This is a genomic window from Microbacterium sp. NPDC091662 (genome assembly GCF_044756705.1).
In the GTDB taxonomy this organism is placed as follows: domain Bacteria; phylum Actinomycetota; class Actinomycetes; order Actinomycetales; family Microbacteriaceae; genus Microbacterium.
Genome location: NZ_JBIVTM010000003.1, coordinates 11,688 through 24,732, shown reverse-complemented (window position 1 = coordinate 24,732; position 13,045 = coordinate 11,688). Strand labels below are relative to the sequence as shown.

General features: G+C 66.7%; 16 protein-coding genes. All 16 read left to right on the top strand.

Annotation, left to right across the window (positions count from 1 at the left end):
* Position 1: 1 nt before the first annotated feature.
* The 16 genes from ACIQLD_RS18275 to ACIQLD_RS18200 all read left to right on the top strand — a co-directional run bounded on the left by ACIQLD_RS18275 (position 2) and on the right by ACIQLD_RS18200 (position 13,045).
* Positions 2 to 691 carry an SAF domain-containing protein gene (locus ACIQLD_RS18275; RefSeq protein WP_402610358.1) on the top strand — a complete coding sequence of 230 codons (690 nt, stop codon included), beginning with the start codon at positions 2 to 4 and terminating at the stop codon, positions 689 to 691.
* Between the two features lie 3 nt (positions 692 to 694).
* Entirely contained in the window at positions 695 to 1,495 is an 801-nt protein-coding gene (locus ACIQLD_RS18270) for a hypothetical protein (RefSeq protein ID WP_141371083.1), read from the top strand.
* Positions 1,492 to 3,063, top strand: a complete 1,572-nt coding sequence (locus tag ACIQLD_RS18265) for a CpaF family protein (RefSeq protein ID WP_402610356.1) — start codon at positions 1,492 to 1,494, stop codon at positions 3,061 to 3,063. The genes ACIQLD_RS18270 and ACIQLD_RS18265 overlap by 4 nt, the downstream gene beginning before the upstream one ends.
* On the top strand, positions 3,060 to 3,941 hold the full coding sequence (locus tag ACIQLD_RS18260; RefSeq protein WP_141371079.1) for a type II secretion system F family protein: 882 nt from the start codon (positions 3,060 to 3,062) through the stop codon (positions 3,939 to 3,941). The genes ACIQLD_RS18265 and ACIQLD_RS18260 overlap by 4 nt, the downstream gene beginning before the upstream one ends.
* Before the next feature lie 3 nt (positions 3,942 to 3,944).
* Positions 3,945 to 4,826 (top strand): hypothetical protein, encoded by an 882-nt coding sequence (locus ACIQLD_RS18255; RefSeq protein WP_141371077.1) that lies wholly within the window; start codon positions 3,945 to 3,947, stop codon positions 4,824 to 4,826.
* A 64-nt stretch (positions 4,827 to 4,890) separates the two neighbouring features.
* Entirely contained in the window at positions 4,891 to 5,097 is a 207-nt protein-coding gene (locus ACIQLD_RS18250; RefSeq protein ID WP_141371075.1) for a hypothetical protein, read from the top strand.
* Positions 5,098 to 5,099: 2 nt separating this feature from the next.
* Entirely contained in the window at positions 5,100 to 5,513 is a 414-nt protein-coding gene (locus tag ACIQLD_RS18245; RefSeq protein ID WP_402610353.1) for a TadE/TadG family type IV pilus assembly protein, read from the top strand.
* Positions 5,510 to 5,953 (top strand): TadE/TadG family type IV pilus assembly protein, encoded by a 444-nt coding sequence (locus ACIQLD_RS18240; protein ID WP_141371071.1) that lies wholly within the window; start codon positions 5,510 to 5,512, stop codon positions 5,951 to 5,953. The genes ACIQLD_RS18245 and ACIQLD_RS18240 overlap by 4 nt, the downstream gene beginning before the upstream one ends.
* Positions 5,953 to 6,372 (top strand): hypothetical protein, encoded by a 420-nt coding sequence (locus tag ACIQLD_RS18235; protein ID WP_402610349.1) that lies wholly within the window; start codon positions 5,953 to 5,955, stop codon positions 6,370 to 6,372. The genes ACIQLD_RS18240 and ACIQLD_RS18235 overlap by 1 nt, the downstream gene beginning before the upstream one ends.
* Positions 6,373 to 6,383: 11 nt before the next feature.
* Entirely contained in the window at positions 6,384 to 6,998 is a 615-nt protein-coding gene (locus ACIQLD_RS18230; RefSeq protein ID WP_402610347.1) for a hypothetical protein, read from the top strand.
* A gap of 395 nt (positions 6,999 to 7,393) precedes the next feature.
* Positions 7,394 to 7,825 (top strand): ATP/GTP-binding protein, encoded by a 432-nt coding sequence (locus tag ACIQLD_RS18225; protein WP_141371065.1) that lies wholly within the window; start codon positions 7,394 to 7,396, stop codon positions 7,823 to 7,825.
* Positions 7,826 to 7,839: 14 nt separating this feature from the next.
* A complete protein-coding gene (locus ACIQLD_RS18220; RefSeq protein WP_402610345.1) occupies positions 7,840 to 11,244 on the top strand; it encodes a LysM peptidoglycan-binding domain-containing protein in 3,405 nt (1,134 codons plus the stop codon).
* A gap of 5 nt (positions 11,245 to 11,249) precedes the next feature.
* Positions 11,250 to 11,819, top strand: a complete 570-nt coding sequence (locus ACIQLD_RS18215; protein ID WP_402610342.1) for a prepilin peptidase — start codon at positions 11,250 to 11,252, stop codon at positions 11,817 to 11,819.
* 13 nt (positions 11,820 to 11,832) lie between these two features.
* Positions 11,833 to 12,510 (top strand): hypothetical protein, encoded by a 678-nt coding sequence (locus ACIQLD_RS18210; protein ID WP_402610340.1) that lies wholly within the window; start codon positions 11,833 to 11,835, stop codon positions 12,508 to 12,510.
* Positions 12,507 to 12,737, top strand: a complete 231-nt coding sequence (locus tag ACIQLD_RS18205; RefSeq protein ID WP_402610338.1) for a hypothetical protein — start codon at positions 12,507 to 12,509, stop codon at positions 12,735 to 12,737. The genes ACIQLD_RS18210 and ACIQLD_RS18205 overlap by 4 nt, the downstream gene beginning before the upstream one ends.
* Positions 12,725 to 13,045 carry a hypothetical protein gene (locus ACIQLD_RS18200; protein ID WP_402610336.1) on the top strand — a complete coding sequence of 107 codons (321 nt, stop codon included), beginning with the start codon at positions 12,725 to 12,727 and terminating at the stop codon, positions 13,043 to 13,045. Before ACIQLD_RS18205 ends, ACIQLD_RS18200 begins: the two co-directional genes overlap by 13 nt.

The following is a 13,045-nucleotide window of genomic DNA, read 5'->3' as shown; positions in this document are numbered from 1 at the left end:
CATGACAACGACAGCACCGGAGACCGAAAACAAGAAGCGTCGCGGCAGCAAGAAGGCCGACACGAGCGCCGAAGCTACGCCGGGACTCCCGCCGACCAGGTCGCGGCGGCGTCCCGGGGTGATCGCCGCGGGTGCGGCACTCGTCATCGTCGGTGCGCTGGGCAGCTGGTTCTACATCAGCAACGCCCGGCACACCGAGACGGTCTTCGTCACCTCGACCGACATCACCAGGGGCGAGAAGATCGAGCAGGGCGACCTGACGACGATCGAGCTCGCCGCCGGCCAGAAAACGGATGCCATCCCGGTCGACCAGTCCGGGGACATCCTCGGCCAGACCGCGACGGTGGATCTTCCTGCCGGTTCGCTCATCACGCACGGAGCCTTCAACGCGCGGATCGAGGTGGGTGAGGATCAGTCGGTCGTCGGGTTCACGCTCAGCGGTCCTCAGATGCCGTCGACGCCGCTGACAGCCGGCGACAAGATCCGCATCGTAGAGACTCCCGTCGCACAGGGAGACCCGCCCGCCGAGACTCCGAAGACGTTCCCGGCGACGGTGTTCACGGTCAGCCAGGACCTCGACAAGGGCGTCTGGGTCGTCAACGTGATCGTCCCCAAAGACGAAGCCGCAGCCCTCGCTGCTCGCGCGACGACCGGGCGTGTGGCACTGATCCTCGATGGCGGAGGGGAGTAACCCATGGCGGTCATCGCTCTGGCGAGCTTCTCCGGCGCCCCCGGAGTCACCACCACGGCGCTCGCTCTGACCTTCGCCTGGCACCGTCCGGCGATCCTCGTCGAGGCGGATACCGCGAAGACCTCGAGCGTGCTGCTCGGCTACCTTCGCGGTCAGCAGCCTCACGCGAAGGGCATGACGCAGCTGGCGATCGCTCAGCAGAACGGCACACTCACCGCAGACGAGATCTCGGAACAGCGCATCCCGTTGACGGAGGAGCGCGACGTGATCCTCGGTTTCACGAACGTGTCGGCCGGGCAGGGGATGAACTCACTCTGGGGGAGCCTCGGTACGGTCCTCAGCACCCTCGACAGCGCCGGCACCGACGTCATCGTCGATCTCGGCCGACTCGCGGCGCGTGACCCTCGGATTCCGCTCCTGCAGATCGCGGACAGCGTCCTCCTCGTTATGCACCCCTCACTGCCCGACATCTTCGCAACCGCAGCGGCCGCCTCTGAGCTGCGCGAGCAGCTCGCCGCCGCCGGCCATGGCGAGTACCTGGACCTCCTCCTCGTGGACACCCCGTTCGAGACGTGGAACCGCGCTGAGGTCTCCAAGCACCTGCGGGCCGAGGTCGCGGCGGAGATCAAGCACGACCCCCGCGCAGCTGCAACCTTCAGCATCGGACTCGAGCCGCCCAAGAAGTTCCTCAGCAGCGGATACATCCGTTCCATTCGCGCTGCACAGGCCACCATCACGCAGCGCATCGCACGGCGGCGAGAGCACCTCGGTGCCCGCCCGAGCCAGCAGGAGAGCGAAGCATGAGCACCCCGAACAACGACAACACCGGCGCCGAGTCGTTCCTCGATCTCCCCGCCTTCACCTCCCCAGACCCGGCAGCGATCCCCGGACTCCCGTCGACGCCACGATCCGGCCCGGCAGCACACCTCATCGCCGCGGCCGGGGCACCCGTCCAGCCCACCCGCCGGTCTCAGCCGAACACGGCCACACCGGCGCCGACTCCGGATGCCCTGGTCGTCGATGAGTACGTGATCGGGGAGCAGGTCGACTGGACGCTGCTGCGGACGCTTCGACGGGAGGTCGCCGAGCAGCTGCAGCGATCAATCACTGAACGGCCCGGCATGAACGAGGCAGACCAGCGCGCGATCGCGCAGGCTCACGCCCTCGATGTGATCAGAGACCGTATGGCCATGATCACGGCGGAGAACGGCGACAGCGGCGTGTGGACGCAGGAGCTGCAGCAGCGGATGGCAAAGGCCATCATCGATGGGCTCTACGGCCTCGGCCGTTTCCAGGTGCTCGTCGACGACGATCGCGTCGAGAACATCGACATCTACGGCTGCGACAACGTCTGGGTCAAGTACGCCGGCGGCAAGAAGGTCAAGGTCGCGCAGATCACGCCGACCGATGAGGACCTGGTCGAAGAGATCCGGATGATCGCCACCCAACAGGGGGAGAGCGCCCGCCCCTGGTCCAGCGCACACCCGATTCTCTCGATGGATCTCCCCGGCGGCATCGGTCGCCTCGAGGCGACCCACCCTCCGATCGCGAAGCGCCCCAAGATCGTGATGCGCATCCACCGCTTCATCGACATCACCCTCGACGACCTGGTGCGTCAGGGATCCCTGACCATCGAAATGGCCAACCTCCTGAGAGCGATGATCCGTGCAGGCCGGTCCGTCGTCGTCTCCGGGCACCCCGCTGCGGGAAAGACCACCATGGTCCGTGCGCTCTCCAACGAGATCGACCCGCTCGAGGAGATCATCACGATCGAGAAGGAGCGCGAGCTCCACCTCGATCTCATGGGCGACCGACACCTCATCGTCACGCCTCTGCAGTACCGCCCGGGATTGGGAGAGCGCGCCGCAGACGGAAGCCAGCCTGGCGAGATCACCCTCGTCAACCTCCTCGAATCCGCGCTCCGACTCGACGCCCAGCGCATCATTGTCGGTGAGGTCCGCGGTGGCGAGGTCGACGCGATGTTCCAAGCCATGCAGGCCGGTATGGGCTCGCTCAGCACCCTTCACGCGGCATCCGCGAGCGACGCCATCGAACGCCTCGCCGACCTCGCCCTGAAGAGCCAAGGCAACGCCTCTACCGAATACGCCTACCGCCAGATCGCGCGACACATCGACTTCATCATCCAGGTCGCCAAAGTCCGACTTTCCGACGGCACGATCAAGCGAATGATCACCGAGATCTCCCAGGTCGCGCCCGTCGAGGGCTACCCCGTCGCGCACCCGATCTACGCCCTCGACAAGGCTCGCCGACAGATTCTCGTCGGCCGAGCCACCCAGGGCATGGACGAGGTGCTCTTCGAAGCCGGCCTCGATCGCGGGTTCTTCCACAACATCGAAGGAGCGGCAGCATGAGCCCCGCAGCGTTCCCGCTGATGGTCGGCCTGGCACTCCTCGGGTTGCTCATCGTCCTCGTCGGCATCTTCCCCTCACCCGAGGACCGCAGCCGCGAGTTCCCGAAGAGGGTCAAGCGGGCCGTCTCGCGAGGACGAAAGTTCTTCACCCGCCGGAACGTCATCGCCGGCGGCGCGGGCCTGGCCCTGGGCATCTTGCTGTGGATGGTCTCCGGGTGGACCGTGATGATCTTCGCCGGCCCGGTCTTCGCGATCCTTCTGCCCATCCTCATCGGCGGGAAGGTCGACAACGACGACATCGACAAGCTGCAGGCGCTCGAGACGTGGACGCGCAGCCTGTCCGGGATGATCTCCGGAGGCTCCATCGGTCTCGAATCCGCACTGCAGACGTCGGTGAATTCGACCCCTCCGCCGATCCGCAAGGAAGTCGAACGCCTCGCCGCTCGACTCACCAGCCGGTGGCCGATCGAGGATGCTCTCAGCGCGTTCGGTGAGGACCTGCACGACGCCACGGGCGACCTGATCGTCGCGCAGCTGCTCCTCGCGGCGAAGCAGCGAGGAGCAGGCCTCGCCAGTGCCCTCGACGACCTGGCGGAGGATGTCTTCGACGAGGTCAAGAGCCGCCGTCAGATCGCAGCGGACCGCGTCAAGCCACAGCGCACCATCCAGGTCATCACCATGATCACGTTGGTGCTTCTCTGCGCGTTCCCGTTCCTGGGTCAGTCGACCTTCTTCGCCCCGTACAAGACCCCCCTCGGGCAGCTGCTGCTCGCCATGTGGATGGCTCTCTACGTCGCCGCACTGTTCTTCTTGCGACGTCTCACTCGGACTCGGCCCCTGCCGCGGATCCTCGCCAACCCCAACGCCGCGAGGAGCTAAACCATGTGGCAGATCATCCTCATCCCCGGCGCGCTGATCGGCGCCGGTCTCGCACTCGTGGTCGCAGCTCTCCTGCCGCGTCAGCCTCGCCTCTCCGCCGTCGCCGAGAGAATCGGATCGATCCCCACCCTCGAGGGGGACACTCGGGGCGACCTGGAAACGCGCGTGGGCTCATGGGTTCACCGGCGACTGCCCGACCTCCCGGGCTTCACGGTCCCCGTCCGAGATCTCGAGCTCGTCGGAACCCCAGTAAACCGGTACCTCTATCAGAAGACCCGGGACGCCCTGCTGCTGCTGATCGCGCCGAGCCTGCTGGCATTCGTGCTCAACATGGTCGGCGTCGGCGGTATCGCCCTTCCCATCTCGGTCCTGGGCCTGCCGCTCGCCGTCATCGGCTGGACGGGTGCAGACCGTGATCTGAGGAAGGCCTCCAAGGCAGCACGCGAAGAGTTCTCCCGTGGAATCGCGATCTACCTCGAGCTCGTCGCAGCCGAGCGCAAGCGCAACGCACCCCCCACCGTCGCGCTCACCAATGCGGCCGAGATCGGCAAGAGCTGGGTCTTCGTCCGGATCCGTGAGGAACTCAACCGTGCGCGGTTCTCCGGCATCCCCGCCTGGGAAGCACTCAACCAGTTCTCCGAGAGCATCGGGGTCCCCGAGCTCGCTGAAGTCGCCCGGATCACCCGGACCGCGGACGAGAACGGATCTTCCATATATGAGACACTGAGGGCGACCGGAAAGGGGATGCGCGTGAAGGTACTCCAGGCCGAGATGTCCAAGGCGAACAAGATCAGCGACGACTTCACTTCGATCGGCGGCTGGACCGTCGCCATGGTGGTGCTCGGCATGCTCATGACCCCGTTCCTGATGAATCTCACGGGGTGATGTCCGATCAACCACGAAATCGCCACCTATGACTATCAACAGCACCGCAACGAAAGGCCGCACTATGAACCCAATCACCCGCGCAGCGATCTTCCTGCGCGTCTACTTCGACGGTCTCGTCGACGACATGAAGGGCCGGCGTGAGCAGGGCGACAGCCTCGTCACCTGGGTCCTCGTCATCATCGGCGTCATCGTCCTCGCCGGCATTGTCTACGGCATCGTGAGCGGCTGGTTCGAAGCCCGGCTCGCCGAAATCGTCGACCCGTTCTGAGCATGAACCTCTCCCGTCGCGTCACCGCGCTTCTCCACACTCTCCGCAAGAGGGTGTCGGGGGAGCGCGGTGACGGCAACGTGGAGTTCGTGCTCCTCTTCCCGCTGTTCGCCGGCATGGTCTTCGTGGCCATCCAAGGAGCGATCTGGTACGACGCCGGCAACGCAGCACAGTCGGCCGCGAACGTGGCACTCAACGAAGCCCGCCTCTACGAGGGCAACGTCTCCAACGCAACCTCCGTCGGCAACGACTACATCGACTCCCACGCCTCGAACCTCCTCGACGCGAGCGTGACGATCACCCGCAACGACACCGCCGTCACCGTCACCGTCACCGTCCGAACTAACTCGTTCTTCGACCTGTGGGGCGCCATCGAGCGCACAGCGACAGCCCCTGTCGAGAGGTGGATCGAATGAAGATCTGGATCCGCCGCATGATGCAGCGAGAGCAAGGCTCGACCGCAACCGAGATCGTGCTCGTCGCCCCGCTCTTCCTCATCCTCGTCCTGGCCCTCGTCGCCTTCGGACGCATCGGCATGACCGAACTGTCGGTGAAGTCCTCCGCCGGCGCCGCAGCGCGTGAAGCATCCCTGTCCAGCACCTCCGAAGCCGCGCAACTCAACGCCCGCAACATGGCCGAAGCCTCGCTCGCCAACGCCGGGGTGAACTGCACCAGCCTCTCGGTCACGATCGATAGCTCCGGCATCAACGCCCCGCTCGGGGTTGTCGGCACCGTGAGCGCCACCGTAACCTGCACACTCGACCTGTCCGACATCGCGCTCCCCGGGATCCCCGGAACGCGCGTGGTCACCGTCACCGAACAATCACCGGTCGACCCGTACAAGGAGCGCGAATAATGCGACAGCTGATCACCAAGCTCCGCCAGCGCGACCCCGAAGAAGGCGGGGTCATGGCGTTCTTCGTCCTCACCATCGCCCTCCTCATGGGCCTCGTCGGGGTCGTTATCGACAGCGCGATCTCGTACCACGGCAACGAGGATGCGCAGTTCGTCGCCAGCTCCGCGGCTCGAGCAGGCACCAGCGCGATCGGCGCCGACGCCGTATCCCTCGGAACCTCCACCATGGATACCGCTCGAGCAGAGCAAGTCGCTCTCGACTACCTTCGCGCCGCCGGCTACGAAGGCACCGCCACCGCACAGGGCGGCGAGATCACCGTCCGCGTCTGGTCCAACGTCCAGACCCGATTCATCAGCCTCTTCGGCGTCGAAACCCTCCCCGTCGAGGGCGAAGCCAACGCCACGTTGCTCACCCAATGAAGGAGATCCCCATGAAGGCCATCCGAACGATCGCCGGCATCACCGCCGCCGGCGTCCTCGCGCTCGGGCTCCTCACCGCGTGCACCCCCACCGCTGAGCCCACACCCAAGCCGACCGAATCGTCGACAAGCACACCGACTCCAACGCCGACGCAGACCGCGGCGACGGAACCTGCCAGCGACACCGACGCGATCGCCGCCGGGTACGCCACCGCTCAGGAGTACTTCCGCATCTGGGACGAGATCCGTAACGAACACCCTGAAGACGCTGCTCTCATCGACACCATCGCAGTTGACTCGGCAGCGGAAGCCGCCCGTCGCTCGATCGCCAGCGCCGCCGAGAAGTCCATCAAGTCCAAGGGGAACGTCAAGTTCACATTGCTCGAGGGACAGTCATACGCCGCACCCGCTCGCGCGAATGGCGTCACCGAGTCAGAGTTCGGACAGCCCATCCTCTACGGATGCCTCGACTACAGCGGCCTCACTGGAACCGACGCCAATGGGCAGGCGATCACGCCAGGTGCCCCGGTCAAGGTCGAGGTTGTCGCCCGTTTCGTGAAAGCCGAGAGCCGGTGGATCGTCATCAGCTACACGCAGGATCCGGGGAGCACAGAATGCGCAAAGTAATCAGGTCAGGCCTATTGGGCGCACTCGCCCTGATTCTGGTTGCCATCGGGTTTGCCCCGGCTGCCAACGCAGCGGGGTGCGCTCAGTACGACGAGTGGGGCCAGTGCATCATCGAGGTAGAGGTCCCTGGAGGTCCGGGTGGCGAAGATCCCGGCGATGGCGGCGGGGATGGCGGCGGGGAAGAGGGTCCCTGCTGGAAGCTCGTCGACCCGCAATCCCCGCCCCCTGCAGGCAAGGCAGAGGGCGAAGGCGCCTGGTATGAGCCATGCGATCCCGGGAGTGGTTTCTACGTGTCCCGATGGTTTGCCACTCCTCCGGACGGCGGAGGGATCACTCCCGCCCAGGCCGCTCGATTGATCTCAGCTCGGCTGAACGTCCAGGCGTTTGAAGTCGGGATGGCGCCGCAGGTGAATCCCGAGTGGGGGTACCGCCGCACGCATGTCGGTGTCCCGGTGTGGTTGTGGGTCGCGAACCCTAGCCCGACCACGTACAACGGCTACACGGTGAGCGAGACCGAGGGCGGGATCACGGTCACCGGTTCGGTTCGCGTGACGTCGATCCGGTGGGACATGGGCGACGGTGGCTCCGTCACTTGTGGCAACCCTGGAACTGCGTACACGCCCAGCGCCGGCGTCACCAACAGCCCGACGTGCGGCTATGAGTACACGCAGACGAGCGAGTCTCGTCCTGGCGATCGCTATCACGTCACGGCCACGAGCCAGTGGGTGTTCGAGTGGCAGGCAGGCGGACAGAGCGGGACCATCCCGCTGACGACCCAGAGCAACGCTGAGCTCGAGGTCAACGAGATGCAGTCCGTCAACAACTGAGAAGGAGCAGGATCATGAGGTTCTTCAGAGGTCTCGGTGCGCTGGTCGCGCTGGTCGTCCTGCTCGTCGGCATCCCCGTCGGGCTGATCGTCTTCGCAGGCAACCCGATCCCCTCGTGGGACGGGCTGCTGCGGATGCTCACCACGCCCGACTACGGTGGCCACTTCCTGATCGGCACCATCCTGCCGATCGTCGGGTGGCTTCTCTGGGCGTTCTTCGCTGTCGGATTCGTCATCGAGGCCGGCGCCCGCGTCCGTCACATCAAGGCACCGAAGATCCCCGCCTTCTCGTTTCCTCAGCAGCTCTCCGGCGCCATGCTCGGCGCGATCATCGTGATGTTCTCCACCGTCGCCGCACCGCTCGCTGCAGTCGCTGCAGATGCACCGGTCGACACCTCTACGCCCGTCGCGGCGACCGCGTCGGCTGACTCCACCGTTGTCGCTGCGGACGCTGCACCGGCACCGGCACCGGCGGCCGCGGAGACGCCGGCAGCGGATGCCCCGACGTTCACCGTGAAGGACGGCGACTCGCTGTGGCGGATCTCCGAACAGACGCTCGGCAACGGCGAACGGTGGAAGGAGATCGCGCAGCTGAACTACGGCGTCACACAGGCCGACGGCCACGCGCTCACCACCGATCACTGGCTCAATGCCGGATGGGTGCTCACCCTCCCCGCGGACGCCGCAACAACGGCCGCCAACTCGGCGCCGGCATCGACGGAAGCCGAGTCGGTGGTCGTGGAGACCGGCGACACTCTCTGGGACATCGCAGAGGACGAGCTCGGCGCCGGAGAGCGCTTCGGGGAGATCGCAGACGCCTCTCGCGACACCATCCAGCCAGACGGCCAGAAACTCACCGATCCGAACATGATCATGCCCGGCTGGGTCGTGACCGTCCCCGGAGCTGCTCCTGCCTCTGCAGCTGAGGCTCCCGCTGCGGTCACTCCTCCCGCTGAGGCCCCCGTAGTCGACCAGGCGCCCGTCGTCGATGATGCACCGATCGTGGACGACGTCGATGAGACCGCAGACCAGGACGCAGCAGAGAACCCGGCTACCTCCGGCACCTCGGCCGAGGACACCGCTACGTCGGGCGCTGCAGCCACGGACGTCGAGAAGCCGATCGGAGAGGCGCAGCACCGGCCGGAGGCCCCCGTCGTCGACGCGCCTGTCGACGTCGTCGACGATGATGCCGATGGCGCCTCTTGGATCGACGAGATCTTCAACATCCGCACTGCCGGCGGAATCGGTGCCGTCGCAGCCGCCGGGCTGCTCAGCGTTCTCGCTGTACGGCGCCGCAAGCAGCAGCGCGAACGGAAAGCCGGCCAGCGGATCGCCATGCCTTCCGGTGATGCGGAGACGATGGAGCTGGAGCTGCGTGCGGTCGAGGAGCGTCTCGGCATCGACGACGTCGACCACGCACTGCGCCACCTCGCCGTCTGGGCTCAGGACTCCGACAACGCACTCCCGCCGCTGTACGCGCTGCGCCTGGCCGAGGACGGCATCAGCCTGTTCCTCGACGCGCCTACGGATCTCCCCGCGCCGTTCGCTGCGGATTCGGAGGACCGCACTGCGTGGAGCGTCGATCCTCGACAGCTCCCGCCTCTCACCCGCACGCCGAGCGCGCCATACCCTGCCCTGGTCACCATCGGCCAGGACCCGCTCAACGCGCACCTCCTGGTCGACCTCGAGTTCATCGGCGCCCTCAACCTCGCCGGCAACGAGGAGCTCGTCGGGGGAGCGATGAACGCCCTCGCGATCGAGTTGGCCACAAGCCAGTGGGGTGAGGATCTCCGCGTGACCCTGGTGGGCGTCGCACCCGGCCTGCCGGTCGCTCTCGACACCGGGCGCGTTCGCCACGTCGACGACGTCGACCGGCTGCTCGAGGAGCTGCGCGCACAGGCCGCGGACACCGACCGCACTCTCGCCGAGCTCGGCGTGGAGTCGATCGAGGAGGCACGCTCCACCGGCGTCGACGCCGAGGGCTGGTTCCCCGAGATCGTTCTCCTCGGCGACCTTCCGGCACCGGAGCAGGCTGCGGAGCTTGCTGAGCTCGTCACGCGCGTCCCCCGCGTCGGTATCGCGGCGGTCTCGTCCGGCCATCTGGCAGGGGAGTGGGCGCTGAACGTCGTCGCCTCCACCACCACGGACACCGGCGCTGAGGCCACGCTGCAGATCCCCAGCGCAGATACGGGCATCCCGCTTACGCCGCAGATCATCGACGGCGAGGAACTGCGCCGGATCCTCGATCTCTTCGCGACCACCGATGCGCCCGCGGAGGGCGAGGAGGCGAAGAGCCTGGAGCTCGAGCTCGACGAGCTCCCGGCCGAAGCCGAGGTGTCGATCACGACCACGGCGTACGAGCCGGCTCTCGTCGACGCCACGGCCGCGGACGCGGAGAGCGACGGCGACGTCGACGAGGAGCACGAGGACGACGGCGAGTGGAAGAACGTGTTGCAGAGCATGCTCCCGTCCATCACCACCGGCCCTGCCGAGGTGGCCACCGCCAAGGAGACCGAGCCGGAGGCCGCAGTCGCCGCCGCCGAGGATGCCGCCGCGGACACCGAGAAGGCGGCCGAGCCTGCCGTCGAGCAGACGCCGGCGACGGCGGCTGCCTCGGTGGTCCCGGCTCCGATGCGACCGATCGTGCAACTGTTCGGCATCCCATACGTGCAGCTGCTCGGGAATGTGGAGATCCACGGCGCCCGCGGCCCCGAGCCCCGCACCGCGACCATGTCTCACACCGCCCGCGCAACCGAGCTGATTGCCTTCCTCGCCCTGCACGGGCCAGCGACCGCGGTCGACGTTCACGCCGCCCTCTGGCCGGGCAAGGACCCGCGCGGAGACAGCGCTCAGAAGAGCCGCAACGGTCTCACCTCTCGCGCACGGCGCTGGCTCGGCAAGACGAATGAGGGCGAGGAGTTCGTGCCCAAGGTCGGAACGCAGGGCTACCGCCTGCACTCTGAGGTGCGATCGGACTGGGACGTGTGGCGCGAGCTCGTCACGCCGGATCCGGCCTCGGCCGACACGACCGACCTCGTCCAGGCGATGCACCTGGTGAAGGGCCAGCCGTTCAGCGGGGTGGCCGAGCGCCGCTACGTCTGGGCCGAGCGGATCCGCACCGAGATGATCGCCGAGATCGCCGATGCCGCACACGAGCTCGCCACGCGCTCCCTGCGCGCCGGCGACATCCCCAACGCGCGGTTCGCGGCATCCGTCGGCCGACAGATCGACCCGAGCAACGAGCTCGCCTGGCGCAACGCGATGCGCGCCGAGCACCTCGCCGGCGACATGGTCGCCTTCGAGCGCATCGTCTCCCAGCTACACCTGCAGCTCGACGCGATCGAAGACGGCCTGGAGCCTGACGAGGAGACGCAGGAACTCATCAGCTCCATCCGCGGCCGCCACGCCATGGCCAGCTGACAACCATGACCGTCCTCGAGCAGAGCGCCGCCCCGCGCACCCTGACCTGGCAGCCCCTCGCGTCCGCCGCGGTCGGCGGCGTTCTGCTCGGACTGACCGCTCTCGTCGACGAGAACATCGCCAGCTGGTTGACTCTCGCGCTATTCGTCGGCTTCGGGATCCCGATCAGCATCATCGACGCTCGCGAGCACCGGATCCCCAACAGGCTCCTGTTTACCCTCGCCGCAGCCGTCTTCGCCTCTCTGACGGCTCAGACGGCCGTCTCCGGGGACTGGTGGCGTCTCCTGGGCGCTGTGGGCCTCGGAGCGGCTCTGTGGGGCGTCTACGCGGCCATGAGCCTGTTCGGGGCCATCGGATACGGCGACGTCAAGCTCGGGGCTGTCATCGGCCTCCTGCTCGGCTGGCACAGCATCACCGCGGTGATCGCCGCCACGGTCCTCGCCTACCTCCTCAGCGCCCCGCACGCGATCGCGCTCATCGCTCGTCGTGGGTCCGGTCAGCGGCTCCCGTTCGGCCCGTACCTCATCGCCGGCGCGATCGTCGCCGCAGCGGCCGCCTCCATCGCCGCATACTGATCGGACCTCGCCCATGCGACCCTTCATCCCGCTCTCAACGATCATCCTGACCACAGCTCTAGTGCTGGTCGCCGCCGTTGCCGGCGCGATCGCCTTGGATCTGATCTCCACGAAACTCGGCTCGCCCCTGCCCCTGCGCTGGTGGGAGAGCCTCGGCTACGCCGGTGCGGCCGTTCTCATCCTGCTGCTGGTGATCGCGGCCGGCGCCCTACTGCTGCGCCTGACTCGTCCGAAGGCGACTCTCGTCGTCGACGACTCCGGGCAGATCTCGATTCACCGCAGCAAGCGTCGTGCAGATCCCGAGGTGGAAGAGCTCGTGAACCTCAACCAGGTCGCCATGGTGACGTGGTACATCGACCTCTTCGACCCAAGCGGAACCGAGTTCATTCAGTTCTGGGACCGCGACCCAAAACTCAGGATGGACATCCTCGGCCTGACTCCCACCACACCGAACATCGCCCCTCTCACCGAGATCTCGCGATCTCTCATCACGGCCTCGCCTACCGCTGAGGCCCGCCTTCGCCTCGAGCTCAACCGAAGGATCACGGCCGGGACCCTCGAAAGCAACATCGACGTCGCGACCTGGGAGCCCATCGGTGAGAAACTTCCTCCGTTGGCACCCGGGGTCAGCTTCGAGGGCCGAAACGTCGTACGACGCCCCCTGCACGATGAGGAAAACACAGACCGATGAGCACAGAGAACCCGGCAGAGACCACCGCACCACCCACGGAGCGGCCGAGCTTGAGACAGCTGCTGAAGCTGCGAGAGTTCTGGATCTTCCTCGCCGTCACCGCTGTCATCGCCGGCGCCACGGTGGCGGTCATTTTCATGAACTGGTCGTCATGGACGACCTTCTGCCTATGCCAGCTGCCCAGCGACGCCGCGCCGATTGAACGGATCCCAGCATGGACACCCTGATCGCCCCCGAGCTCGCTTCCACGCTCTCGATCATCTTGATCGTCGCCGGCACCATCATCGTCATCCTCATGGGCCTCTTTCTGGAGTACGGCTTGTCGATGGAGAAGGTGATCGTCATCTCCGTGGTGATCGCGATCTTCGTGGGCCTGGTCTTCCTCACCAGCACCCTCGGTGGCGTCGCTCCCCACGGATGGTGGGTGCTCCTCATCGCACCTGTGGCAGCGTTCGTCGCGAAGGAGTACCTCGAGGCGGATCACTGGCTGAAGGTCGCGTACCGACGCCTCCGCCCCGGGCGCACAGACGGCTAA

Bases quoted from the DNA above. Each gene is read 5' to 3' on its own strand.
- ACIQLD_RS18275 (WP_402610358.1), top strand. From the start codon at position 2: ATGACAACGACAGCACCGGAGACCGAAAACAAGAAGCGTCGCGGCAGC.
- ACIQLD_RS18270 (WP_141371083.1), top strand. From the start codon at position 695: ATGGCGGTCATCGCTCTGGCGAGCTTCTCCGGCGCCCCCGGAGTCACC.
- ACIQLD_RS18265 (WP_402610356.1), top strand. From the start codon at position 1,492: ATGAGCACCCCGAACAACGACAACACCGGCGCCGAGTCGTTCCTCGAT.
- ACIQLD_RS18260 (WP_141371079.1), top strand. From the start codon at position 3,060: ATGAGCCCCGCAGCGTTCCCGCTGATGGTCGGCCTGGCACTCCTCGGG.
- ACIQLD_RS18255 (WP_141371077.1), top strand. From the start codon at position 3,945: ATGTGGCAGATCATCCTCATCCCCGGCGCGCTGATCGGCGCCGGTCTC.
- ACIQLD_RS18250 (WP_141371075.1), top strand. From the start codon at position 4,891: ATGAACCCAATCACCCGCGCAGCGATCTTCCTGCGCGTCTACTTCGAC.
- ACIQLD_RS18245 (WP_402610353.1), top strand. From the start codon at position 5,100: ATGAACCTCTCCCGTCGCGTCACCGCGCTTCTCCACACTCTCCGCAAG.
- ACIQLD_RS18240 (WP_141371071.1), top strand. From the start codon at position 5,510: ATGAAGATCTGGATCCGCCGCATGATGCAGCGAGAGCAAGGCTCGACC.
- ACIQLD_RS18235 (WP_402610349.1), top strand. From the start codon at position 5,953: ATGCGACAGCTGATCACCAAGCTCCGCCAGCGCGACCCCGAAGAAGGC.
- ACIQLD_RS18230 (WP_402610347.1), top strand. From the start codon at position 6,384: ATGAAGGCCATCCGAACGATCGCCGGCATCACCGCCGCCGGCGTCCTC.
- ACIQLD_RS18225 (WP_141371065.1), top strand. From the start codon at position 7,394: ATGGCGCCGCAGGTGAATCCCGAGTGGGGGTACCGCCGCACGCATGTC.
- ACIQLD_RS18220 (WP_402610345.1), top strand. From the start codon at position 7,840: ATGAGGTTCTTCAGAGGTCTCGGTGCGCTGGTCGCGCTGGTCGTCCTG.
- ACIQLD_RS18215 (WP_402610342.1), top strand. From the start codon at position 11,250: ATGACCGTCCTCGAGCAGAGCGCCGCCCCGCGCACCCTGACCTGGCAG.
- ACIQLD_RS18210 (WP_402610340.1), top strand. From the start codon at position 11,833: ATGCGACCCTTCATCCCGCTCTCAACGATCATCCTGACCACAGCTCTA.
- ACIQLD_RS18205 (WP_402610338.1), top strand. From the start codon at position 12,507: ATGAGCACAGAGAACCCGGCAGAGACCACCGCACCACCCACGGAGCGG.
- ACIQLD_RS18200 (WP_402610336.1), top strand. From the start codon at position 12,725: ATGGACACCCTGATCGCCCCCGAGCTCGCTTCCACGCTCTCGATCATC.